Here is a 22,885-nt window from a genome sequence, read left to right on the forward strand (position 1 = left end):
CATTTTTCCTTATCTTTTTCTCCCCTAAATTGCGAAAAGCGATCACACTTATTCATGACAGTCTGGTGAATGCTTTAACGTGTCACCGGAATATTCATTCGCCTGTATCCTTTTTTGCTAATCTCGTTCTAATATAAGAATACTGGGAAAAAACAATAAGTTTAGTTCGGGTTTACCGCTATTTAAGCACGGTAAAACCGACTGAAAATGCACAATGTGTGCAATTAAGTGCGCCTGGGAGAGAGCATGATTGACGATCTGGAGCAAAATTTGCTGTTTCGTTACATGGGCACCCACAGTCCCTGGTGGCGGCTGACGGCGGACAGTAACGCGCTCCATCTTGCGGCCAGCGAAAGCGCCGATACCACACAGGTTGTGGCGCTGAATGACGAGCAGGCCAACAGCATTCGCCAGATGACGGTTATTACCTCCAGCATTACCATGACGCTCTCCCTGTACGGAACCGAGGTGCCAGTGCACCTTGTGGGACGTAAGATCAATAAAAAAGAGTGGACCGGTACCGCCTCCGCCTGGAACGACACCCCTTCTGTCGCCCGCGACCTGGCGCAGGGGTTATCCTTTGCCGAGCAGGTGGTTTCAGAGGCCAACTCGGTCATCGTTATTCTCGACCGGCACGGCAATATTCAACGCTTCAACCGCCTGAGCGAAGAATATACCGGGATGAAAGAACATGAAGTTATTGGTCAGAACGTCTTTAAACTGTTTATGAGCCGCAGCGAGGCAGCGGCTTCCCGGCGTAATATCAGCGGTTTTTTTCGGGACGGCAGCTCCTATGAAGTGGAACGCTGGATTAAAACCCGTAAAGGGCAGCGTTTGTTTTTATTCCGGAATAAATTCGTGCACAGCGGCAGCGGAAAAAATGAAATATTCCTTATCTGTTCCGGTACGGATATTACTGAAGAACGCCGTGCCCAGGAACGTCTTCGTGTACTTGCCAATACCGACACCATTACCGGCCTGCCAAACCGCAACGCTATTCACGATCTGATCAGCGAAGCGATAGAAACCCGTGGCGATGGTCAGGTGGGCGTGGTCTATCTTGACCTCGATAATTTCAAAAAAGTGAATGATGCCTACGGGCATATGTTTGGCGATCAGCTGCTGCAGGCGGTGGCGCTGGCTATCCTCAGTTGTCTGGAGGACGGGCAGGTCCTTGCGCGTCTGGGTGGCGACGAGTTTATCGTGCTGGCAACCGGTACGTCACAGGGTGCGCTCGAAGCTATGGCTTCGCGGATCCTCACCCGCCTGCGTCAGCCTTTCCGGATTGGTTTAATTGAAGTCTACACCGGCTGTTCGCTGGGGATCTCCCTCGCGCCCCAGCACGGCACCGATCGGGAAAGCGTGATACGCAACGCCGATACCGCCATGTATACCGCGAAAGAGAACGGCCGCGGCAAGTTCTGCGTTTTCTCGCCGGAAATGAATCAGCGCGTATTTGAATATCTGTGGCTGGACACCAACCTGCGCAAGGCGCTGGACAATGACCAGCTGGTGATCCACTACCAGCCCAAAATTACCTGGCGTGGCGAGGTGAGAACCCTCGAAGCGCTGGTGCGTTGGCAGTCTCCGGAGCGCGGACTGATCCCGCCGCTGGAGTTTATCTCCTACGCCGAAGAGTCCGGACTGATTGTTCCGCTCGGGCGTTGGGTGATGCTGGATGTGGTGCGCCAGGTGGCCAAATGGCGCGATAAAGGCATCAATTTACGCGTGGCGGTCAACGTTTCGGCCCGCCAGCTGGCAGACCAGACGATTTTCAGCGATCTGAAACAGGCGCTGAAGGATCTGAATTTTGAATACTGCCCTATTGATGTCGAGCTGACCGAAAGCTGTCTGATTGAAAACGAAGAGCTGGCGCTGTCGGTGATCCAGCAGTTCAGCCAGCTGGGGGCGCAGATCCACCTTGATGATTTCGGAACCGGTTATTCCTCGCTGTCGCAACTGGCGCGTTTTCCCATCGATGCCATTAAGCTCGACCAGGCATTTGTCCGGGATATTCACAAGCAGTCGGTGTCGCAATCGCTGGTACGCGCAATCGTTGCAGTCGCTCAGGCGCTAAATTTGCAGGTGATTGCCGAAGGGGTCGAGAGTGCGAAAGAAGACGCCTTTCTGACGAAGAACGGCGTCAATGAACGACAGGGATTTCTGTTTGCTAAACCCATGCCCGCTGTCGCTTTCGAGCGATGGTTTAAACGTTATCAGTCACGGAATGCGCGCTAGCTGGCTTTACGCAGCCCCGATGCCGTGTGGCGGTCCTGCAACAGCACCAGCCGCTGCATATAGGCCACGTCCTTAGGTTGCAGGCAGAATGCGGCGTCTACCCAATCTTCCGTGATGTCCATCAGCTCACTGCGCGGCAGCTGCAATACCCGCTGGCGGGCGCGCAGCATCGCTCTGACGCCATTCATCTTGGGTTGTAACGTGTCGATGAAGGTCCGCGTCGCCACGTAGCCCTGACCGGGTTCGAACAGCACGTCCACCAGACCCTGCTGCTCATACCATTCCGCAGTGTGCGACTCCCCTTTATAGATCAGCTCTTCTGCCAGTTTCATACCAGAGCGGCGGGCGACCAGCGAGTAGCCTCCCATCCCGGGGAACAGGTTAAAGGCGATTTCAGGAAACCCTAAGCGGGCATCCCGTTGCGCCAGTAAAAAGTGGTGCGCCAGCGCCGCTTCAAAGCCACCCCCAAGGGCACTGCCCTCTACCATCGACAGGGTGATCGCCCCGGTATCAAATCCCCGCGATGCGGCGTGGACACAGTCCACGCAGGCGCGGGCATAGGCCCGAAGCGCTTCCCGACGACCGTTCTCAATGCACTCGACAAAGAAGCGTAAATCGCCGCCCGTATTATACATATCGGGCACCAGCGAACCGGTCACCCAGAAATCAACCTCAAACCCGGACTGCCGTACCAGCCACGACAGGTTCATAATCTCCTCTATAAGCGCATGATTGAAGCAGGGACGCGGCTGGGCCCGTAACATCATCCACACGGTACGTCTCTCCTCCTCGTAATAGCCGGCGAGCTGGGTGAATCGTGCAGAATCAGTGAACAGTTTACAGGTAGCCTGATTGATAATTGTCATAGTCTAATTCCTCATAGAAAAAAGCGCCTTGCGCGCAGAATTAGACTAATCCACTACAAAATTCCTACGTATAAAGAAGCATCAAAATATCACTACCATTAATGGGCTTTCGTTAGCTCACTTTTTCCCTTCTCTTTTGCCTTCAATTTCTGCATCATTGAATTTATTCACTTTTCATTTAGGGATGAGATTATGTCTGATATCGATGCACTGAAAGTGGCGCAACGTATTGATACTGTGCTGGATATTCTGGTCGCAGGCGATGTGAACTCTGCTCTTCGTAATCTCGAGATATTAAAATCAGAATTACTGACCCTGGCGGGCGAGCAGAAAAACCCGGGTGCAGTGTCGCCTAAATCCCCATGGGAAGTTTAAGGCTCGATCCACCTCTCGTGTTTAAGTCAGTTTTCAACTAACGGCCATGCCGTTTTAATATGGATGCTATGAACTCCCGACAACAAATAATATTACAGATGGTGATCGACACAGGGCGTGTGAGTGTCGTTGATCTGGCAAAAGCAACCGGCGTGTCAGAGGTCACCATCCGCCAGGACCTCAACCTTCTGGAAAAAATGAGCTACCTCCGTCGCGCGCACGGTTACGCCGTCCCGCTGGACAGCGAAGATGTTGAAACGCGCATGATGAACAACTATGCGTTGAAACGCGAGCTGGCGGAGTTTGCGGCATCGCTGGTGAATAATGGCGAAACGGTGTTTATCGAGAACGGCAGCTGCAATGCCCTGCTCGCGCGCACACTGGCCGACCAGAAGGAAGAGGTCACCATCGTGACGGTAAGCAGCTATATCGCGCATCTTCTGAAGGAGACGCGCAGCGAAGTGATTTTACTCGGCGGCATCTACCAGAAAAAAAGCGAAAGTATGGTTGGCCCGCTTACGCGTCAGTATGTGCAGCAGGTCCATTTCAGCAAGGCTTTCATCGGCATTGATGGCTGGCAGCCTGATACCGGCTTCACCGGGCGGGACATGATGCGCTCAGATGTGGTGAACGCGGTGCTGGAGAAAGGCGGCGAAACCATTGTGCTCACCGACAGCTCAAAATTCGGCGCGGTTCACCCTTATACCATGGGCCCGGTCTCGCGCTTTAGCCGGGTGATTACCGACGAGGGCATTAAACAAGCCCATGTCGCCACTCTGCAGCAAGACGGCTTAACCGTCGATATCGTTAAAAAACCCGCCTGACCCTACTCTAACGCCCGAATATCGGGCGTCATTTTTCTGCCCCTTCGCTCTGAGACTTTTCTGAACCCCCGTTTAAGACTATTTACCTGTCGGATCAGTAATAAAGACGTAAAATTATTGTTAGCGATATAACAGGAAGTAACTATCACCTGCGTGATCTTGTAACGCCTGCGCAATCAAGTTTCATGGAATAACGCGCTTGAGGGGATTCATTGCCATTTAAGCGAAATGATTTCCGTGGATCAATACTTCAGGAGAATGAATTATGACCTTTAACAGCAAAAAATTATCCGCTGCTATGCTGGCCGTTACGCTGGCATTATCCCTGAGCGCGTGCTCCGGCATGAGCAGACAAGACCGTAATACCGCGATTGGTGCGGGTGCTGGCGCAATCGGTGGTTCCGTCTTAACTGACGGTAGCACGCTGGGTACCCTGGGTGGTGCTGCAGTGGGTGGGATCATCGGTCACCAGGTTAAATAACCTACCGATTGCCACCGCAGTCATTTGATAACGCCCTGTTGTTTCTGGCGCTATCTCAAAATAAAAACAGTAAGCCACGGTTTCGACCGTGGCTTATTTGTTTTGACGGTGCGTTAACCGCCCGCTAATTTCACTTTCATCCCTTTGGCCTCCAGCAGGGATTTAATAAGATCCCGTTTGTCGCCCTGAATCTCAATAATGCCATCTTTAACTGACCCGCCGCATCCGCACTTTTTCTTCAATTCTGCGGCAATCTGCGCCAGAGTGGCATCGTCGGCGTCAATTCCGGTGATCAGCGATACGCCCTTTCCTTTACGTCCGCTGGTCTGGCGTTGAATCCGTACAATGCCATCACCTTTTGGTCGCTCAGCGATCTCTTTTGGCTCATCAATGCGCCCGGTTTCTGTCGAATAGACCAGGCGGCTGTTAGTATCGCGCATTACGCCCCCTTGTGAAGTGATGCGTTAATAGCTTTCAGGGTTTGTGCCGGATCGGCTGACTGGGTGACCGGCCGACCAATAACCATATAGTCCACGCCCGCCGCCAGCGCCTGTTCCGGGGTCATAATGCGGCGCTGATCGCCTGCATCGCTCCCCTGGGGACGGATGCCGGGCGTGACCAGCTTGAAATCCTGTCCGATGGCACTTTTGAAGCGAACGGCTTCCTGAGCAGAGCAGACAACACCATCAAGGCCGCAGGAGTGCGTCAGGCGAGCCAGACGTTCGGCATGCTCTGCCGGTGACAACGTCACGCCAAGGTCCAGCAGATCGCTGGCTTCCATGCTGGTCAGCACGGTAACGGCAATCAGCAATGGGGCGTCTTTACCAAAGGGTAACAGCGCTTCGCGAGCGGCGGTCATCATACGCGCCCCGCCGGAGGCGTGAACGTTCACCATCCAGACTCCAAGCTCAGCCGCAGCGGCTACCGCATGGGCCGTGGTGTTAGGAATATCGTGGAATTTCAGATCCAGAAAGACATCAAATCCGCGCTGCTGCATATCCCGAACAATTTGCGGACCAAAAAGCGTGAACATCTCTTTACCGATTTTCAGGCGGCAGTCTTGCGGATCAATACGATCAACGAACGCCAGGGCATTGTCGCGATTGTTGTAATCCAGAGCGACAACAACAGGAGATGCAGTAACTACGCGGGAGGAAGATGAAGCTACAGACGTCATGACCGGACCTTCTCGTCGATGGGCGCCGCATCGGCGCGGGAATGTTAAACGGCGAGCATTCTACCTGCGCACCACAAAAATTAACAGGTTACATTTTTATTCCTGCCAGACCACAGCGCGCACGGACCCATTGTGTCAAACCTTAACTAGTATGTTGTAACTAAAATAAGGCTTTTTAAAAATTACTGCCCATCGAGGCCGCGAATTGGCTTAATGGTGGACCAGGCGCGGCATGACGGACAGTGCCAGTACAGGGTATAGGCCGTAAAACCGCACTTCTGGCAGCGGTAGCGCGGCTTGCTGCGCACCTGCTCGCCTACCATGTCCCGCAGCACCATCAGGCTCTCTTTGGCGCGCCCCTCTTCTGCCTCGTTCAGGTGATAATCCATCAGCTTATGGAAGACACGCATGGTGGGATGGCGCTGCAGCTGACGGGTAATGTACACCTGCGCCGTATCACTGCCTTCGTGTTCCTGAACCACATCCGCCAGCATCAGCTCCGCTGTCGCCCCGGTGTTCTCTTCCACGCAACGGCGCAGGAAAGCCACCCACTCTGAGGTCATGTCCAGCTGCTGATAGCAGGTTTGCAACATCTCCAGGGTTTCGCTGACCAGCTCTTTATCCTGATCGATAACCCGGAGCAGACTCTCCACCGCCTTGTGGTAATCCCCTTTCGCCATATAGACGCGCCCCATCATGATGGAGACGCGCGCGCTGCTGCGATCCGCGGCAGCACCCTTGCGAAGAAGCGCCATGGCTTTGTCCATATCTTCGCTGCCCATCTGCTGCAGGGCGAGTTCGCAGTAGAAGTGGCCAATTTCAACGCGCTGTTTATCTTTACCAAGCTTCACCAGACGTTCAGCAACGTCGATCGCTTTCTGCCATTCACTGGTGGCCTGATAAATCTGCAGCAACTGCTGCAGGGCGCTGATGCGAAAATCGGTTTCATCCACCAGCTGCTTGAACATCTCCTCGGCGCGATCGTAGAGACCGGCCGCCATGTAGTCACGGCCAAGCTGTTGTACCGCCAGCAAACGCTGCTCATAGGTTAATGAGGCGCTCTCCATTAAGGTCTGGTGGATGCGGATAGCGCGGTCGACTTCACCGCGGGAGCGGAACAGATTACCGAGCGTAAGGTGGGCTTCAACGGTACCGGTATCCTCTTTCAACATCTCAAGGAACAGATCGACCGCTTTATCCTGTTGGTTGCTCAGAAGGAAGTTAACCCCGGCGACGTAGTCGCGTGAAAGACGGTTCGCCTCATCCTGCTTTGTTTGTTGCGCACTTCTGCGGCCCATATACCAGCCATAGGCTGCGGCTACAGGCAAAAGCAGAAACAACAACTCCAGCATCTTAGATTATTCCTTCGCTACCGGCACACCTGAACTTACCGGAACGTCGGCCGGAGGCGCAATTTGGTTTTCAAGACGTTTAATTTTTCGTTCCGCCCGGGCGAGTGATACCCGAACTTTAAGCCAGAACAGACCGCAAATCAGCCAGCCGATAACAAACCCTGCAGCAAACAGAACCGCCAGGAGGCTGGATATCCGATATTCGCCTTGCGCCAGCAGATAATTAAACGTTACCTGTTGATCGTTTTGCGCACCCAATGTGACGGAAATGACAAAAATCGCCAACACCAGTAAGAAAATGAGTAAATATTTCACATTACTTCCCGTTATGTGGTTTAAGCGAATAAAGAGCGTTCACCATAGCGTAACCAGCCTTATAAACTACCATTTTCAGGACGGGCGCGAAACGGAAAAAGCGTCGCGCCACGTTCTGATCTGCGGCTTAATATAATAATTTCAACCTCAGTCAGCTTTCTTGCTCTCTGTCGGCAATTTCCCGCTTCTCTTCTACTGGCGGCGTGAGCGGACCGCAGACGCGCTGGGCAAGCCAGGTGGCACAGGTAATCAGCAGCCACGACATCAGGGTGGCTACCACCAGGTCCCGCGGCCAGTGCATACCGAGCAGCAGGCGGCTTCCCATCACGCCCGTCGCCCAGACCAGCAGAACGGCGATGGTCAACGTGCGTCGACGCGGCCACAGCAGCCCTACCCCCAGCAACGCCCAACTTGCGGCGAACATCGTGTGTCCGGACGGAAAGGCAAATCCGGTCTCTTTTTGCCAGTGCTTGCGTAAGAATGTCGGGACAGCCTGTTGTTCACTAAGCTGTTCTTTCACCAGCTCACCGCGTTCCTTACGCTTTAAATTGTAGAAGTCGTCGACCGGAACATGGTGAGTTTTTTCCAGCCAGACGACAAATGGACGCGGCTCCTGAACCCGATCTTTCACCCAGGATTTGAGCCCCTGGCCGATCAGGATCACGCCGGCGAGAATGGCAAACAGCATAATGGCGGCCCGCAAACGAAAACGCAGGCACCACAAAAACCAGCCGCACAATAGCGTATGCGTAATAATGCCCCAGGGTTGAGTGACCGTCTCGGTTACCCAGAACAGCGCCTTCAACCATGCGCTGTTCGTACCAGGCTGCCACTCCCAGCCTGATATCCACACCGCCACAGGCATTACAAGCAATATCCCTGCACCAACCGCCGTACGGCGGGCTATTGAAAGCATGTCGTCTCCTTTTTTCGATAAGCCCCACAATCATAACCGAAAAATCAGAGCTGCGTAAAAATGTCGGATTGTGCGTTTAACGTTCGTTAAGCCGGCAGTGATTAGGTGAACCCGTGCAGCTTGTGGCAAAATAAGAACATACCGACAGCCAAACAGGCAACAGACACAAGGCGTGTCAGCATTTTCTGGAGAATCACATGCAGCTTAAACGTGTGGCAGAAGCCAATCTGCCAACCCCATGGGGCGATTTCCTGATGGTGGGCTTTGAAGAACTGGCAACCGGGCAGGATCATGTCGCGTTAGTCTTCGGCGATACGTCCGGGCAGACGCCGGTTCTGGCTCGCGTTCATTCTGAGTGTCTTACGGGTGATGCCCTGTTTAGCCTGCGCTGCGATTGTGGTTTTCAACTTGAAGCTGCCCTGTCGCGCATCGCCGAAGAGGGCCGGGGCATTCTGCTGTATCACCGTCAGGAGGGCCGCAACATCGGTCTGCTGAATAAGATCCGCGCCTATGCGTTGCAGGATCAAGGCTACGATACCGTTGAAGCTAATCACCAGTTGGGCTTTGCTGCCGATGAACGTGATTTCACCCTGTGCGCGGATATGTTCAAGCTGCTGGGCGTCGATGAAGTGCGTCTGCTGACCAATAACCCGCGTAAGGTGGAGATCCTGACCGAAGCCGGGATCAACATCGTTGAACGTGTGCCGCTGATTGTGGGGCGTAACCCGAAAAACGAACACTATCTGGATACCAAAGCAGCCAAGCTAGGTCATCTGCTTAACAAGTAAAAACAACAGCCCGGCAATTTATGCCGGGCTGATTTTCGTTTAGTTCAGCATATTACGAATGACATAGTGCAAAATGCCGTCGTTCTGGTAGTAGGTGAGCTCCGTCGCAGTATCGATACGACAGCGGCAGTTCACCACCTCGGTTTGCCCATCGGCTCGCGTCAGTTTGACCGGCACGGTGGCGCCAGGCGTCAGGTTCTGCAGATCCGCAATATCAATGCGCTCCTCACCCGTCAGCCCCAGCGTTTTACGCGATACCCCCTGCGGGAACTCCAGGGGTAAAATCCCCATCCCGATCAGGTTTGAACGGTGGATACGCTCAAACGATTCGGCGATAACGACGCGTACACCAAGCAATCTGGGTCCTTTTGCTGCCCAGTCGCGGCTTGATCCGGAGCCGTACTCTTTCCCGGCAATGACCGCCAGCGGAATGCCCTCCTGCTGATATTTCATCGCCGCATCATAGATTGAGATCACTTCAGTACCGGGCAGATGGCGCGTCATTCCGCCTTCCACCCCAGGCACCATCTCGTTGCGGATACGAATATTGGCGAAGGTGCCACGCATCATCACTTCATGGTTGCCGCGACGCGAACCGTAGGAGTTAAAATCACGCCGCTCTACGCCACGACTCTGGAGGTAACGCCCTGCCGGGCTATCCGCCTTGATACTGCCTGCCGGGGAGATATGGTCCGTGGTCACGGAGTCACCGAGGATGGCCAGTACGCGCGCACCGTGGATATCTTCCAGCGGTTTGGGTTCCGCCAGCATCTCGTCAAAGAAAGGCGACAGACGGATGTAGGTAGAGTCATCCTGCCAGCTGTAGGTATCTGAGCGCGCCACTTCAATGGTTTTCCACTCAGGCGTGCCTTCAAACACTTCGGCGTACTCCTTGCGGAACATGTCGGTGGAAACTTTTTCAACCGCAAGAGCAATTTCCTGTGCCGACGGCCAGATATCTTTCAGATAAACCGGATCCCCTTTGCGATCGTATCCTAGCGGATCGGTTGCCAGATTGATATTCATATTGCCCGCCAGGGCATAAGCCACCACCAGCGGCGGAGAGGCCAGCCAGTTGGTTTTAATCAGCGGATGGATACGACCTTCAAAGTTACGGTTGCCCGAGAGCACCGCCCCTACCGTCAAATCGCCCTGCTTGATTGCGGTCTCGATAGGTTCCGGCAGCGGCCCGGAGTTACCGATACAGGTGGTACACCCGTACCCTACCAGGTTAAAGCCCAGCTCATCGAGATATGGCGTCAGGCGGGCCTGCGCCAGGTAATCGGAGACCACTTTCGAGCCAGGCGCCAGCGAGGCTTTGACCCACGGCTGGCGTTTCAGGCCGAGGGTAACGGCTTTTTTCGCCAGCAGCCCCGCCGCCATCAGGATGCTGGGGTTCGAGGTGTTGGTGCAGGAGGTGATGGCCGCGATCGCAACCGCGCCGTCCGGGAGCTGGTACTGCTGGCCGTTCATGACGTAATCAATAGGCCGGCGATCCTTCTGTGCGGTATTGACCTCCAGCTCAGTACTGGCGGCAAACGCCTTAGGCACATCCGGCAAAGCCACCCGGTCCTGGGGACGTTTCGGCCCGGCGACGCTGGCTTCAACCTCGCCCATATCCAGCGCCAGGGTGCTGGTGAACACCGGTTCATCGCCCGGATTACGCCACATCCCCTGTGCTTTAGCGTAGGCTTCCACCAGCGCGACCTGCTCGCTGCTGCGCCCGCTGAGGCGCATATACTCCAACGTCACGCCATCAATGGGGAAGAAACCGCAGGTCGCGCCATATTCAGGCGCCATATTGGCGATAGTGGCCCGGTCTGCCAGCGGCAGAGAGTCGAGGCCGTCACCATAGAATTCTACAAATTTACCCACCACGCCGTGCTTACGCAGCATCTGGGTGACGGTGAGCACCAGGTCGGTGGCGGTGATGCCTTCGCGCAACTTGCCGGTCAGCTTAAAACCGACCACATCCGGGATCAGCATCGAGACCGGCTGGCCGAGCATGGCGGCCTCGGCTTCGATCCCCCCTACCCCCCAGCCCAGCACGCCGAGGCCGTTGATCATGGTGGTGTGGGAGTCCGTGCCGACCAGCGTATCCGGGTAGGCCACCCACTCCTTATCCTGCAATTCGCTCCACACCGCTTTGCCAAGATACTCCAGATTGACCTGGTGGCAGATACCGGTGCCAGGTGGGACGACGCTGAAGCGACTGAACGCCTGCTGGCCCCACTTGAGAAACACATAACGTTCGTGGTTACGCTCCATCTCCAGACGCACGTTCTCTTCAAACGCATCATCATCGCCAAAATGGTCCACGGTCACCGAGTGGTCAATAACCAGGTCAACCGGGGAGAGCGGGTTCACTTTTGCGGTATCGCCCCCCAGGCGTTTTACCGCTTCACGCATTGCCGCCAGATCAACCACCGCCGGGACGCCGGTGAAATCCTGCATTAGCACCCTGGCCGGACGATAGGCGATCTCCCGGTCGGCGTGGGCGTTCTGCAACCATCCGGCCAGGGCGTGAATATCCTCAGCCGTAACGGAGAGGTCATCCTGCCAGCGCAGGAGGTTTTCCAGTAACACTTTAAGTGACTTGGGTAAGCGCGCAATATCCCCAAGTTCCTTTGCGGCCAGTGGCAGACTGTAGTAGTGATAGGTTTTGTTCTCAGCCTGCAATGTGTCCTTACTGGCTTCGCGTAGGGTTAACGACATAAGCTCCTCCTTAATTACCGGGATTGCGATGCCCTGACTTTTATCAGGGCCGTAATTAAAGATAACACATCATCATCGTAACGATTTGATAACAACTCAAATGGACAAATTCAGTGTGTAAAGAAGGCATAAAAAAGCCCCGCGGGCGCGAGGCTTTCATCGTTCAGTGTAGGGTGAGCCAGATTAGCTGGCACCAGAAGAGGATCGAGAGGGAAAAGGCGGCCATCCAAGACCAGTATTTAGCTCCGGATATATTATTCATCATTGCGGCACCACGCTTTATTAATTTATTGCTCGCTGAGTTTGTCTCAGTTCGGTATTGCTGATGTGTATTTATTAAAGAGTACAAAAGCGCATCAGATTATTATCGCTCAACGCTGATAATAAGAATTATTGTTTTTTTTCTTCGTCTTCTGCGAAGAGATCAATGAAGGCTTGTTGCACAGGCGAAAGCTTCCAGGATGCCGGGACGTTATCTGCAGATCCATTACGGACTTTGCGACGCGTGTCACGCTGCTGACATACAGGCTTCACTGCTTCACTACGCCCCTGAACCGCCATGCTTAACCCCAGAATTTCCAGATAAGTAAAGCCACCACTACCCAAAACAGGGTGGAACCGAGAAACACCGCCAGCCAGGCTTTGCGCTTAAGTCCTGGGTCCCTTTGCGGCTCGTGACGTCCTGACGGCATTGCTAACCCCATACAATCGATTTCGCTTATCATTTGAATACCAAACAATTGGTATAAGTAATCGTAGTTGAGATAAATCCTAAAGAAACTTTAGTCGAAGATCCAGCGAATTTACGAATCGTATGGTGTGAAATAGTTAATCTTTTGAGCGGAAATATATAAATGAAACGTGGGATTTGCATAGCGGCAAAATATTTTCTATTTTTGTCACGTTTTTACAACTGACTCATGAAAAAACGCCGTAACGTTATGGTTATTGTAAGAAATGAAAGCAGATCGGAGAGATTTAATTCAGGTCTTAAGAGAAATAACGGTATCTCTCCCGAAGGAAAGATACCGGAGGTTATTATTTTTCTGGCAGCTTGATATCTTTGAACATCGCTTCGATATCTTCGTTAGAGCGCAGCGCCACCGCCGTATCCACCACGTCACGGGTCAGATGCGGTGCAAATCGTTGAATAAAATCATACATATAACTACGCAGGAAGGTGCTACGGCGGAAACCAATTTTGGTCGTGCTGTGGCCGAATACGCCCTGGGTATCCAGACGCACTAAATCCGGATCGGCAACAGGATCCACCGCCATGCTGGCAATCACCCCTACCCCCAGCCCAAGCCGCACGTAGGTTTTGATCACATCGGCATCGGTGGCGGTAAAGACAATCCGCGGCGTAAGCCCCGCGCGATTAAAGGCGGTATCGAGTTCCGAGCGGCCCGTAAAGCCAAAGGTGTATGTCACCAGTGGGTACTGCGCCAGTTCTTCAATCGACACCGACGTTTTTGCTGCCAGCGGATGTTCCGGCGTTACCACAATCGAACGGTTCCAGTGATAGCACGGCAGCATCACCAGATCGTCATACAGGTGCAGCGCCTCGGTGGCGATAGCAAAGTCCGCATTACCCTTGGAGACTGCTTCGGCAATTTGCGTCGGCGAGCCCTGATGCATATGCAACGAGACGCGAGGATAGCGCTCAATAAAGCCTTTGATCACCCCTGGCAACGCGTAGCGCGCCTGTGTGTGGGTGGTGGCGATATATAACGAGCCTTTATCCGGCCAGGTATGCTCTCCGGCAACGGATTTAATGGCATCGACCTTCGACAGCACTTCGCGGGCGATGCGGATAATCTCCTGTCCTGCTGGCGTCACCTGGGTAAGGTGCTTACCACTGCGGGCGAAAATCTGGATCCCCAGCTCATCTTCAAGCATGCGTACCTGCTTACTGATGCCGGGTTGCGAAGTGTAAAGACCTTCTGCGGTGGAGGAGACGTTAAGGTTGTGGTTGACCACCTCAACGATATAGCGGAGCTGCTGTAGTTTCATGCCAGACCATCCGATTTAGCGCACACGGGCAATCGCTTAAGACGATTTGATAATAAAGAAAGGGTTAACTATAACCACTATATCACTTATATCTTTGCTGTATAGCCCGGAACAAAAAATAATAACCCGGTAATAAAAAAGGGCCGGAATACCGGCCCTTACGAGGTAACTTAGCGTAAATTAAGGCTATTTCTTGCCTTCAACCCATTTGCCGTCAACATAAAATGCTGACCAGCCGGTTGCTTTACCCTCTTTCTCAGCAGCGACATATTGCTGCTTGGTTTTACGGCTAAAACGCACAACGGTCTTATTACCTTCTGCATCCTGCTGCGGTGCATCGGCCAGATAACGCAGTTTTTCTGGCAGGCGATCGCGGAAGCGGTAAAGCTCTTCAACCAGCGGCGCACGCGTTTCACGCGATTTCGGGAAGGTATTCGCCGCCAGGAAGACGCCCGCAGCACCGTCACGCAGTACAAAGTACGCATCGGATTTTTCACACGGCAGCTCCGGCAACGGCACCGGATCTTCCTTCGGCGGAGCCACTTCACCGTTACGCAGGATCTTACGCGTGTTTTTGCAGTCGTCATTGGTGCAGGCCATGTACTTACCAAAACGCCCCATTTTCAGGTGCATTTCAGAACCACACTTTTCGCATTCCACAATCGGACCGTCATAACCCTTGATGCGGAACTCACCCTCTTCAATCTCGTAACCGTCGCAGGTCGGGTTGTTACCACAGACATGCAGCTTACGTTTCGGGTCGATGAGGTAGCTATCCATCGCTGTGCCGCACTTATTGCAGCGGCGTTTGGCGCGTAATGCGTTGGTTTCCGCATCGTCGCCTTCCAGCACGTTCAGCACTTCGTTTTCCGGCACCAGGTTGATGGTGGTTTTGCAGCGCTCCTTCGGCGACAACGCATAGCCTGAGCAGCCAAGGAAGACACCGGTCGTGGCGGTACGAATCCCCATCTTACGGCCGCAGGTCGGACAGTCGATGCTGGTCAGCACCATCTGGTTCGGCTGCATACCGCCTTCTTCCGGGTCTTTTTCCGCTTTATCCAGCTGCTTGGTGAAGTCGCTGAAGAAGCTGTCCAGCACCTTCTTCCACTCGGCTTCATGGTTAGCCACCTGGTCAAGGCTGTTTTCCATCTGCGCGGTAAAATCGTAGTTCATCAGCTCGCGGAAGTTATCTTCCAGGCGATCGGTGACGATTTCACCCATTTTCTCCGCATAGAAACGGCGGTTTTCCGCGCGCACATAGCCGCGATCCTGAATGGTCGAGATGATCGACGCATAGGTGGACGGGCGACCAATACCACGTTTTTCCAGCTCTTTCACCAGCGAGGCTTCGCTGAAGCGTGCCGGCGGCTTGGTGAAGTGCTGGGCCGGGGTCAGCTCAACCAGGGTAAGTTCATCCCCGGCGTTGACCGCTGGCAGGGTTTTATCTTCATCACCTTTACGCAGCGCTGGCATCACTTTGGTCCAGCCATCGAAACGCAGGATACGGCCACGCGCCTTGAGGCGGAAATCACCCGCGCCCACGGTCAGCGTGGTGGAGTCATACTGCGCCGGGGTCATCTGACAGGCAACAAACTGGCGCCAGATCAGCTGATACAGTTTTTGCGCATCGGCTTCCATATCCTTAAGGGATTCCGCCAGCACAGAGACGTCAGAAGGACGAATCGCTTCGTGCGCTTCCTGGGAGTTCTCTTTGCTGTTGTACTGATTGGCGCTTTCCGGCAGGTATTTCTTACCGAAATTGTCGCCAATGTAATCACGCACCATGTTGACGGCGTCCTGGCTCAGGTTGGTAGAGTCAGTACGCATATAGGTGATGTGACCCGCTTCATACAGACGCTGCGCCATCATCATGGTTTTTTTCACGCCATAGCCCAGACGGGTGCTGGCCGCCTGCTGCAATGTGGAGGTGATAAACGGTGCGCCAGGCTTGCTGCTGGTCGGTTTGTCTTCACGATCCAGCACCTGATAACGCGCTTTTTCCAGCAGCGCTACTGCGGCCATGGTCTGTTCGCGATTTTCAGGACGGAACGGCTTATCGTTCTGGTGCGACACTTCCAGCGGCAAGGTGTCGCCGCCCGGCGTGGTCACGCTGGCGTCAACTTCCCAGAACTCTTCTGGCACGAACGCTTTGATTTCGCGTTCCCGTTCAACCACCAGACGCACGGCAACGGACTGTACGCGGCCTGCGGAGAGCCCACGCGCAATCTTTTTCCACAGCAGTGGAGAAACCATGTAACCCACGACGCGGTCCATAAAGCGGCGCGCCTGCTGAGCGTTGACGCGGTCGATATTCAGCTCACCCGGCTTTTCAAACGCCTGGCGGATCGCGTTTTTAGTAATTTCGTTAAACACTACGCGGCTATAGCGTGTGTCATCGCCCCCGATCACCTCCCGCAGGTGCCATGCAATGGCCTCCCCTTCGCGGTCAAGGTCGGTTGCGAGATAGATGTGGTCGGCTTTTTCCGCCAGCTGTTTCAGCTCGGAGACGACTTTCTCTTTACCCGGCAGTACTTCGTACTGTGCCTGCCAGTTATCCCATGGGTTAACTCCCATGCGATTTACGAGCGCGCTACGTTCATCCTTTTTAGGCTTTTTGGCCCCTTTGGTGGAGGTAGAGTCGGCGCTCTTCTTGGCTGAGCCACTGGTCGGCAGATCGCGGATATGACCGACGCTGGACTTAACCACGTAGTCACTACCCAAATACTTATTGATCGTTTTGGCTTTTGCCGGGGACTCAACGATAACGAGAGCTTTACCCATATTCACCTTTACCTAATTTGTTTCTTCCAGGAATACGTCGCGTGAGTTCACCTTCCACTGGCGACGAGACATTTATATAACGACGCCACGAGTGGATATCAACCCCGTTTGCCGTTCAGTCATAAAATCGACATCACATAAGCAGTTGAGTTGACGCGATTTTTCTCGCTCCAGTATAACCACACGACGAGATTTAGGTCGAATGTCAAGCAAATCTGTTGCCAGAATGACGAAAGCGCACACTCTACCTGATAAAATCCGTTACGCAACTTTATTAGCATGCAAAAGCAAATCACGCCAGCGCTGTGCCTCTTGCCCTGGAGGGGGCAAAACGGGGAAAATTTGCTCCCGGGACCGCGGCGGCGTAGACTAATATCACTGTTTAAGGAGTGGATAATGCAGCAAAATACCCAACCCATTGACCGTGAAACGTTGCTTGCTGAAGCAAATAAACTCATTCGTGAACATGACGACACCATGGCAGGGATCGAAGCCACTGGCGTTGAACAGCGCAATGGTGTGCTGGTGTTCAGCGGAGAGTACTTTCTCGATGAGCAGGGGTTACCGACCCCGCGCAGCACGGCGGTATTTAATATGTTTAAATACCTCGCCCATGTCTTATCTGATAAGTACCACCTGGTTGATTGATGCAAAAACGCGAGGCCAGTGCCTCGCGTTTTTATTCACAGCAGCGGTTTCTGCCCTCGCTGCAGCCAGCGCAGCAGCAGACGATCCGCGCTCTCTGCGGCGCTGTTAGTAAAGCGGTCCATCAGCTTTTTACGGCGCGTATAGCGCACGCCCACCAGCTCGCGGCCCTCCATCAGCGACAGCAGCAGATCGTCGCTGGTTCCCACCTCATCCACCAGCCCCTTTTCCAGCGCCTGAGTACCGTACCAGTGCTCGCCGGTGGCAACCTCGTCGATATTCAGCGTGGGTCGCATCTGCTTCACAAACCCTTTAAACAGCTGATGGGTGTCATTAAGATCTTCACGGAATTTCTGTCGCCCCTCTTCGGTGTTTTCACCCAGCAGGGTCAGCGTGCGCTTGTACTGGCCCGCCGTGTGAAGCTCGACATCGATATCTTTATTTTTCAGGAAACGATTGAAGTTAGGGATCTGCGCCACCACGCCAATCGAACCAATAATAGAGAAAGGCGCCGCGACAATTTTGTCGGCCACGCAAGCCATCATATAACCGCCGCTGGCAGCGACTTTATCCACCGCCACCGTCAGCGGGATATGTTTGTCACGCAGACGTTGCAGCTGTGAGGAGGCCAGCCCGTAACCATGCACCACCCCACCCGGGCTTTCGAGACGCAGCACCACCTGATCTTCGGCCCTTGCCACCGCCAGCACCGCGGTGATCTCCTCGCGCAGGGAGGAGACTTCATGGGCGTCCATGCTGCCTTTGAAGTCCAGCACATAGACCCGCGGCTTTGCCACCTCCGGATGGAGTTCCTGCTTTGCTTTCTGCTTTGCCGCTTTCGCGTCAAGTTTGTGCTTTTTCTTCTGCGCTTTGTGCCACTGCTTTTGCTGATGCGCATCAAGCAGCGCCACTGACATCTCTTCCTTCATCTCAGTGTACTGCTCGCTTAAGCGGGTAATGCGCAACTCGCCGCGCTGACGTTTTCGCTGCGTCAGGTTAACAATCAGAACGGCGATCACCGCAATGGCAATCACCACCGTCGCAATTTTGGCCAGAAATAAACCGTACTCAGAAAGTAATTCCACGCGTCCACCTTGGTTTAACCACTTGTTTTCACACCCAGTGTACAACAGCCTTTACCAGGCGTCTCTTACCTGACGATATCCTTGCGAGCCCTCTTCAGAAATGTTTATTTATGGATGAAATATTTGCAAATTGTTAATTTTACAGCGAACTCTCCGGTAGACTGATTGTAATCAGCCGCGCTTTCGGGCATAAAGCCGAAAAGAGACCGCACAGCATGGGCCGCGCCAACGCGCGCCAGAGGAGTGACCTTGCACTATCAACCGAAAAAAGATCTACTGCAAAACCGTATTATTCTGGTCACGGGAGCCAGCGACGGCATTGGCCGCGAAGCGGCGCTGACCTACGCCCGCCACGGTGCGCGCCTGATTCTGCTGGGACGTAATGAAGATAAATTGCGCGATGTCGCGCAGGCGATCGCCAGTGAAGGCGGCGCGCCGACCCGCGAATATGTTCTCGACCTGTTAACCTGTACCCCCCAGAGCTGCCGGGAACTTGCTGAGCGCATTGCCGCTGAGTATCCACGTCTGGACGGGGTGCTGCATAATGCGGGCTTCCTCGGCGAAGTGCGGCCAATGGAGGAGCAAACCCCAGAGATCTGGCAGCAGGTGATGCAGGTCAACGTTAACGGCACCTTCTTCCTTACCCAGGCATTGCTTCCTTTATTACTGAAGTCCGATTCCGGCTCGCTGGTGTTTACCTCATCCAGCGTCGGGCGTCAGGGTCGGGCTAACTGGGGCGCCTATGCCGCCTCGAAATTTGCCACCGAAGGGATGATGCAGGTCCTGGCCGAGGAATATCAGAGCCGCCATCTCCGCGTCAACTGCATCAACCCCGGCGGGACACGCACCAGCATGCGCGCCAGCGCGTTCCCGACAGAAGATCCGCTGAAACTGAAAACCCCTGCCGATATCATGCCGCTCTATCTGTGGCTGATGGGCGACGACAGCCGCCGGAAAACCGGCATGACCTTTGATGCCCAACCCGGCCGTAAACCAGGAATATCGCAATGAGTGATGAACGTCATCAGCAGCGCCAGCAGCGCCTGAAAGAGCAGGTCGATGCCCGCGTTGCCGCAGCTCAGGATGAGCGCGGGATTATCATTGTCTTCACCGGTAACGGTAAAGGTAAAACCACCGCGGCCTTTGGTACGGCGACCCGCGCCGTGGGTCACGGGCAAAAGGTGGGCGTGATCCAGTTCATCAAAGGCGAGTGGCCTAACGGCGAGCGTAATCTGCTGGAGCCGCAGGGTGTGGAGTTTCAGGTTATGGCGACCGGCTTTACCTGGGACACGCAAAACCGCGACACTGACACCGCGGCCTGCCTGGCGGTCTGGGAGCATGCAAAGCGCATGCTGGCGGATACCACGTTGAATATGGTTCTGCTCGATGAGATCACCTATATGGTGGCCTACGACTATTTACCGTTACAGGAAGTGGTTGATGCGCTGAACAACCGACCGGCGCACCAGACGGTGATTATTACCGGGCGCGGCTGTCATCGGGATCTTATGGAGATGGCGGATACGGTCAGCGAGTTACGCCCGGTGAAACACGCCTTTGATGCAGGCGTTAAAGCGCAAATCGGCATCGACTATTAACAAAAAACCCGGCCAGGCCGGGTTTTGTTTTTTTAGCCGTTGTTGTTACGGCTGCCGGAGCGGCGATTATTGCCGCTGACCTGGCTATGGCGTTTAACCGCCCGGCGGATCTGGTTCGCCTTCATGCGACGACGATCTTTTTCTACCGCCACTTTCGAGGAGGTTTCTGGCGCCAGCTGCACCAGCTCACGCAGATAGTTGGTCTGGGTTAAATCCAGCTCCGTATAGCCGCCACGTGGCAGGCCCTTCGGCAGAAGAATATCACCGTAACGGACGCGGATCAGGCGGCTAACCTGCACGCCAACGGCTTCCCACAGGCGACGCACCTCGCGGTTACGACCTTCGGTCAGGGTGACGTTGTACCACTGGTTAATACCTTCACCACCGGTAAACTTGATGGTTTTAAACGCAGCCGGGCCATCTTCAAGCTGCACGCCGCGGGAGAGTTCACGGATCTTATTGTCGTCAACTTCACCGAACACGCGGACCGCGTACTCACGCTCTACTTCACGGCTTGGGTGCATCAGACGGTTTGCCAGTTCACCGTCGGTGGTGAAGAGCAGCAGGCCACAGGTGTTAACATCCAGACGACCTACAGCGATCCAGCGCGCGCCGCGCAGTTTTGGCAGGCGGTCGAATACGGTTGGGCGACCTTCCGGATCGTTGCGGGTGCAGAGCTCGCCTTCCGGCTTGTAGTAAGCCAGTACGCGGCAGATTTGCTCGGCGGACTCTTTCACCGAGATCAGGTGGCCATCGATACGGATTTTCAGGCCTGGTACGATTTCCACGCGGTCGCCCAGCGTGGCGATTTTACCGTCCACACTGACACGACCTGCTTCGATAATGGTTTCGATTTCACGGCGTGAACCGTGGCCGGCGCGGGCCAGCACTTTCTGTAATTTCTCGCTCATTGAGCTTCCTTCAGGTGTCGCCTTCACAGGCGTCTGGTATACATTCGAAAACAAGGAGTTAAGCGCGATTCAACCTTAACTCAATGATCTGTAAATCTTTCACAGCACACATAATGGCAGACAATACGTCTCGCCCAGTGATTCATGGCCGCACATACTACATGAATTTTAGACTAAATGATTCAACAAGTTTTGCGCAGCAGCGTTCTGGTGCTGGTAACCTGAAGCAAACCCAACGATTTGGGCAGGCAGATCTTCTCAGGCTGTAGGACGCTCGTTCCAGGCATCAGTGAACTGAATGTTGCCATCCACGATACGCCAGGTAATTTTTTCATACTGAATGCTGACGCTTTCTACATGATTCATTTTATCGTTGCCCGATAATTTTACGTTAGGCACAGCACAGTTAACGCCAGTGATCTTCACGTTTTCCATCAACACCGTGTAATAGCAGACTTCCTGTCCTGCGTCGTTAATGTGATAAAACCTGATCTCGGCACTTTTCAACGTCTGCCCTGTAGCAGCCGCTTTATAAAGGTAGGGGGTGGAACTATCTACCTCCTTTTCGATCATCATAGATGAGTGCTGACGTGTCCCGGTAATTTTACCGTTGGCACTGTCAACAGGCAGGTGGATGCCATGACTCAGACCGATAATTTCGACGCTGCCTTCACGGTCCTGAATATCTACAGAACCTTTAATATCTGCGCCACCATCGTCTTTAAGCCACATATACGGAGGAATTGGCATTTTATTTGCTCCTTAATTTTTTGATTAACTTCATTGTCATAACATAGATAAATATAGCCACAGGTAAGATAGAAATTATGTGAATGTATAAATACAGATCATAAAAATTATCCGCACCGATTTCGTCAGGCCCATAAATAAGATGACCAATGCGTGTGGCTAAATCATCGTTAAACCAGAGTTCAGGATCGCCTATCAAGCGGCCTACAACTATAAATAATGTAATAAAATAAATAACTTTACTTAACCTACAAACGAATGTTGTTATAACCACCAGCAACTACCTCCACCCATCCTCTCGCCATCAACGCCCGCATACAGGGGACCTGAATAAGTGATGTATTCATAAGCGCATTATAAATCATCGCAAAATCAGAATTATGGGCGATTGTTATACAGCCTTTTGACGAAACACCGGGGTGCAACCGGAAGCTACCGCGCTTAACACCCTCTATCCAGGTATTATCGTCTATTCCCCAATCATCTCGCCACAAGGCAAACCAATCCGATTTACCAAAAGGGCTGATATTCAGTATTCGCTTTGTAAAATCTTTAATTTCAAGTTGCTTTTGCGAGAACCAGTTCCCCTCATGCCGATCTACAATCCAATACTTACCGGGCGGAATTGGGCCATTGTCAGGAATATTTCGGCATCCGCCATTGTTACGGCAGACGCCTTTACCTGAATGTGCCATAAACACCCCCACGCCGTATAGATTAAAAGGCGAGTAGTCTGCTCCGTTCAGAATTAATGTCCCTCGTAATGCCATAGACAACCCCTATATCTATAAATATGTGTTCACTTATCGTATATCTACATATTCATGCGGGAATAGGGTTATTCCGGACGCGGGCTAATTTTCAGATAATAACAAGATATTAAATGTGCGTGGGAAATAAGCTAAGCATTAATAGCAGGGCCATTATAGCAGGAGAATTCAGGTAATGACTCCAACTTACTGATAGTGTTTTATGTTCAGATAATGCCCGATGACCTTGTCATGCAGCTCCACCGATTTTGAGAACGACAGTGACTTCCGTCCCAGCCTTGCCAG

At 53.4% G+C, this 22,885-nt stretch carries 25 protein-coding genes; 8 read left to right on the top strand and 17 right to left on the bottom strand.

Annotated features, from left to right (window positions below):
- Positions 1-246 precede the first annotated feature (246 nt).
- Positions 247-2,238 carry a cyclic di-GMP phosphodiesterase gene (pdeR, locus tag FHC51_RS17830; protein WP_156239028.1) on the top strand — a complete coding sequence of 664 codons (1,992 nt, stop codon included), beginning with the start codon at positions 247-249 and terminating at the stop codon, positions 2,236-2,238.
- Here the strand turns inward: pdeR and FHC51_RS17835 are convergent.
- The gene (locus FHC51_RS17835) at positions 2,235-3,104 is read right to left on the bottom strand and encodes a crotonase/enoyl-CoA hydratase family protein (RefSeq protein ID WP_103179876.1); all 870 of its coding nucleotides are present in this window, start codon (positions 3,102-3,104) and stop codon (positions 2,235-2,237) included. The two genes, pdeR and FHC51_RS17835, sit on opposite strands and share 4 nt — an antisense overlap.
- Positions 3,105-3,296: 192 nt before the next feature.
- Here FHC51_RS17835 and FHC51_RS17840 point away from each other — a divergent pair, with 192 nt between their 5' ends.
- The 3 genes from FHC51_RS17840 to osmB all read left to right on the top strand — a co-directional run bounded on the left by FHC51_RS17840 (position 3,297) and on the right by osmB (position 4,784).
- Positions 3,297-3,479 (top strand): hypothetical protein, encoded by a 183-nt coding sequence (locus FHC51_RS17840; protein ID WP_103822238.1) that lies wholly within the window; start codon positions 3,297-3,299, stop codon positions 3,477-3,479.
- A 68-nt stretch (positions 3,480-3,547) separates the two neighbouring features.
- On the top strand, positions 3,548-4,303 hold the full coding sequence (locus tag FHC51_RS17845) for a DNA-binding transcriptional regulator YciT (RefSeq protein WP_114314740.1): 756 nt from the start codon (positions 3,548-3,550) through the stop codon (positions 4,301-4,303).
- A 265-nt stretch (positions 4,304-4,568) separates the two neighbouring features.
- A complete protein-coding gene (gene osmB, locus FHC51_RS17850; protein ID WP_103179879.1) occupies positions 4,569-4,784 on the top strand; it encodes an osmotically-inducible lipoprotein OsmB in 216 nt (71 codons plus the stop codon).
- Between the two features lie 113 nt (positions 4,785-4,897).
- On the opposite strand, the gene yciH is transcribed toward osmB, so the two are convergent.
- The 5 genes from yciH to pgpB all read right to left on the bottom strand — a co-directional run bounded on the left by yciH (position 4,898) and on the right by pgpB (position 8,544).
- On the bottom strand, positions 4,898-5,224 hold the full coding sequence (yciH, locus tag FHC51_RS17855; protein WP_114386658.1) for a stress response translation initiation inhibitor YciH: 327 nt from the start codon (positions 5,222-5,224) through the stop codon (positions 4,898-4,900).
- Positions 5,224-5,961 (bottom strand): orotidine-5'-phosphate decarboxylase, encoded by a 738-nt coding sequence (gene pyrF / locus FHC51_RS17860; protein WP_220436253.1) that lies wholly within the window; start codon positions 5,959-5,961, stop codon positions 5,224-5,226. Before pyrF ends, yciH begins: the two co-directional genes overlap by 1 nt.
- Positions 5,962-6,143: 182 nt before the next feature.
- Positions 6,144-7,313 (bottom strand): lipopolysaccharide assembly protein LapB, encoded by a 1,170-nt coding sequence (lapB, locus tag FHC51_RS17865; RefSeq protein ID WP_114314737.1) that lies wholly within the window; start codon positions 7,311-7,313, stop codon positions 6,144-6,146.
- 6 nt (positions 7,314-7,319) lie between these two features.
- The gene (locus FHC51_RS17870) at positions 7,320-7,628 is read right to left on the bottom strand and encodes a LapA family protein (protein WP_103822242.1); all 309 of its coding nucleotides are present in this window, start codon (positions 7,626-7,628) and stop codon (positions 7,320-7,322) included.
- A gap of 151 nt (positions 7,629-7,779) precedes the next feature.
- Positions 7,780-8,544 (bottom strand): phosphatidylglycerophosphatase B, encoded by a 765-nt coding sequence (gene pgpB, locus FHC51_RS17875; RefSeq protein ID WP_103822243.1) that lies wholly within the window; start codon positions 8,542-8,544, stop codon positions 7,780-7,782.
- A gap of 197 nt (positions 8,545-8,741) precedes the next feature.
- On the opposite strand from pgpB, the gene ribA reads away from it, so the two are divergent.
- A complete protein-coding gene (gene ribA / locus FHC51_RS17880) occupies positions 8,742-9,332 on the top strand; it encodes a GTP cyclohydrolase II (RefSeq protein ID WP_168192025.1) in 591 nt (196 codons plus the stop codon).
- Positions 9,333-9,371: 39 nt separating this feature from the next.
- On the opposite strand, the gene acnA is transcribed toward ribA, so the two are convergent.
- The 6 genes from acnA to topA all read right to left on the bottom strand — a co-directional run bounded on the left by acnA (position 9,372) and on the right by topA (position 16,841).
- Entirely contained in the window at positions 9,372-12,047 is a 2,676-nt protein-coding gene (gene acnA / locus FHC51_RS17885; protein ID WP_220436254.1) for an aconitate hydratase AcnA, read from the bottom strand.
- Between the two features lie 163 nt (positions 12,048-12,210).
- A complete protein-coding gene (ymiC, locus tag FHC51_RS23025; RefSeq protein WP_231604113.1) occupies positions 12,211-12,312 on the bottom strand; it encodes a small membrane protein YmiC in 102 nt (33 codons plus the stop codon).
- Positions 12,313-12,437: 125 nt separating this feature from the next.
- Positions 12,438-12,608, bottom strand: coding sequence for a hypothetical protein (locus FHC51_RS17890; RefSeq protein ID WP_220436255.1), 171 nt, complete (start codon positions 12,606-12,608; stop codon positions 12,438-12,440).
- A 2-nt stretch (positions 12,609-12,610) separates the two neighbouring features.
- Positions 12,611-12,751, bottom strand: coding sequence for a YmiA family putative membrane protein (locus FHC51_RS17895; protein ID WP_220436256.1), 141 nt, complete (start codon positions 12,749-12,751; stop codon positions 12,611-12,613).
- Positions 12,752-13,085: 334 nt separating this feature from the next.
- Positions 13,086-14,060, bottom strand: a complete 975-nt coding sequence (gene cysB, locus FHC51_RS17900) for an HTH-type transcriptional regulator CysB (RefSeq protein ID WP_032611190.1) — start codon at positions 14,058-14,060, stop codon at positions 13,086-13,088.
- Between the two features lie 186 nt (positions 14,061-14,246).
- On the bottom strand, positions 14,247-16,841 hold the full coding sequence (gene topA, locus FHC51_RS17905; RefSeq protein ID WP_114314733.1) for a type I DNA topoisomerase: 2,595 nt from the start codon (positions 16,839-16,841) through the stop codon (positions 14,247-14,249).
- A 396-nt stretch (positions 16,842-17,237) separates the two neighbouring features.
- On the opposite strand from topA, the gene FHC51_RS17910 reads away from it, so the two are divergent.
- Positions 17,238-17,489 (top strand): YciN family protein, encoded by a 252-nt coding sequence (locus tag FHC51_RS17910; RefSeq protein WP_220436257.1) that lies wholly within the window; start codon positions 17,238-17,240, stop codon positions 17,487-17,489.
- 35 nt (positions 17,490-17,524) lie between these two features.
- Here the strand turns inward: FHC51_RS17910 and sohB are convergent, their stop codons facing one another.
- The gene (gene sohB / locus FHC51_RS17915; protein WP_103822248.1) at positions 17,525-18,571 is read right to left on the bottom strand and encodes a protease SohB; all 1,047 of its coding nucleotides are present in this window, start codon (positions 18,569-18,571) and stop codon (positions 17,525-17,527) included.
- A 249-nt stretch (positions 18,572-18,820) separates the two neighbouring features.
- On the opposite strand from sohB, the gene FHC51_RS17920 reads away from it, so the two are divergent.
- Together FHC51_RS17920 and cobO are read left to right on the top strand one after the other, a co-directional pair.
- Positions 18,821-19,582, top strand: a complete 762-nt coding sequence (locus FHC51_RS17920; RefSeq protein WP_220436258.1) for a YciK family oxidoreductase — start codon at positions 18,821-18,823, stop codon at positions 19,580-19,582.
- Positions 19,579-20,169, top strand: a complete 591-nt coding sequence (gene cobO, locus FHC51_RS17925; RefSeq protein ID WP_103179892.1) for a cob(I)yrinic acid a,c-diamide adenosyltransferase — start codon at positions 19,579-19,581, stop codon at positions 20,167-20,169. Before FHC51_RS17920 ends, cobO begins: the two co-directional genes overlap by 4 nt.
- Positions 20,170-20,201: 32 nt before the next feature.
- On the opposite strand, the gene rluB is transcribed toward cobO, so the two are convergent.
- The 4 genes from rluB to FHC51_RS23030 form a co-directional block, all read right to left on the bottom strand.
- On the bottom strand, positions 20,202-21,080 hold the full coding sequence (gene rluB / locus FHC51_RS17930) for a 23S rRNA pseudouridine(2605) synthase RluB (protein ID WP_103822250.1): 879 nt from the start codon (positions 21,078-21,080) through the stop codon (positions 20,202-20,204).
- A gap of 258 nt (positions 21,081-21,338) precedes the next feature.
- Entirely contained in the window at positions 21,339-21,830 is a 492-nt protein-coding gene (locus tag FHC51_RS17935; RefSeq protein WP_114314730.1) for a type VI secretion system tube protein TssD, read from the bottom strand.
- A gap of 248 nt (positions 21,831-22,078) precedes the next feature.
- Complete coding sequence (locus FHC51_RS17940) at positions 22,079-22,600, bottom strand: DUF2778 domain-containing protein (protein WP_220436259.1); 522 nt, start codon at positions 22,598-22,600, stop codon at positions 22,079-22,081.
- A 186-nt stretch (positions 22,601-22,786) separates the two neighbouring features.
- On the bottom strand, positions 22,787-22,885 hold a 99-nt coding region (locus FHC51_RS23030), incomplete at its 5' end, for an IS1 family transposase (protein WP_000641146.1).

It is taken from the genome of Leclercia sp. EC_58 (assembly GCF_019584355.1).
Classification (GTDB): Bacteria; Pseudomonadota; Gammaproteobacteria; order Enterobacterales; family Enterobacteriaceae; genus Enterobacter.

Coding starts and splice junctions, on each gene's coding strand:
- pdeR (WP_156239028.1), top strand. CDS start 247: ATGATTGACGATCTGGAGCAAAATTTGCTGTTTCGTTACATGGGCACC.
- FHC51_RS17835 (WP_103179876.1), bottom strand. CDS start 3,104: ATGACAATTATCAATCAGGCTACCTGTAAACTGTTCACTGATTCTGCA.
- FHC51_RS17840 (WP_103822238.1), top strand. CDS start 3,297: ATGTCTGATATCGATGCACTGAAAGTGGCGCAACGTATTGATACTGTG.
- FHC51_RS17845 (WP_114314740.1), top strand. CDS start 3,548: ATGAACTCCCGACAACAAATAATATTACAGATGGTGATCGACACAGGG.
- osmB (WP_103179879.1), top strand. CDS start 4,569: ATGACCTTTAACAGCAAAAAATTATCCGCTGCTATGCTGGCCGTTACG.
- yciH (WP_114386658.1), bottom strand. CDS start 5,224: ATGCGCGATACTAACAGCCGCCTGGTCTATTCGACAGAAACCGGGCGC.
- pyrF (WP_220436253.1), bottom strand. CDS start 5,961: ATGACGTCTGTAGCTTCATCTTCCTCCCGCGTAGTTACTGCATCTCCT.
- lapB (WP_114314737.1), bottom strand. CDS start 7,313: ATGCTGGAGTTGTTGTTTCTGCTTTTGCCTGTAGCCGCAGCCTATGGC.
- pgpB (WP_103822243.1), bottom strand. CDS start 8,544: ATGCTTTCAATAGCCCGCCGTACGGCGGTTGGTGCAGGGATATTGCTT.
- ribA (WP_168192025.1), top strand. CDS start 8,742: ATGCAGCTTAAACGTGTGGCAGAAGCCAATCTGCCAACCCCATGGGGC.
- acnA (WP_220436254.1), bottom strand. CDS start 12,047: ATGTCGTTAACCCTACGCGAAGCCAGTAAGGACACATTGCAGGCTGAG.
- ymiC (WP_231604113.1), bottom strand. CDS start 12,312: ATGATGAATAATATATCCGGAGCTAAATACTGGTCTTGGATGGCCGCC.
- FHC51_RS17890 (WP_220436255.1), bottom strand. CDS start 12,608: ATGGCGGTTCAGGGGCGTAGTGAAGCAGTGAAGCCTGTATGTCAGCAG.
- FHC51_RS17895 (WP_220436256.1), bottom strand. CDS start 12,751: ATGGGGTTAGCAATGCCGTCAGGACGTCACGAGCCGCAAAGGGACCCA.
- cysB (WP_032611190.1), bottom strand. CDS start 14,060: ATGAAACTACAGCAGCTCCGCTATATCGTTGAGGTGGTCAACCACAAC.
- topA (WP_114314733.1), bottom strand. CDS start 16,841: ATGGGTAAAGCTCTCGTTATCGTTGAGTCCCCGGCAAAAGCCAAAACG.
- FHC51_RS17910 (WP_220436257.1), top strand. CDS start 17,238: ATGCAGCAAAATACCCAACCCATTGACCGTGAAACGTTGCTTGCTGAA.
- cobO (WP_103179892.1), top strand. CDS start 19,579: ATGAGTGATGAACGTCATCAGCAGCGCCAGCAGCGCCTGAAAGAGCAG.
- rluB (WP_103822250.1), bottom strand. CDS start 21,080: ATGAGCGAGAAATTACAGAAAGTGCTGGCCCGCGCCGGCCACGGTTCA.
- FHC51_RS17935 (WP_114314730.1), bottom strand. CDS start 21,830: ATGCCAATTCCTCCGTATATGTGGCTTAAAGACGATGGTGGCGCAGAT.
- FHC51_RS17940 (WP_220436259.1), bottom strand. CDS start 22,600: ATGGCATTACGAGGGACATTAATTCTGAACGGAGCAGACTACTCGCCT.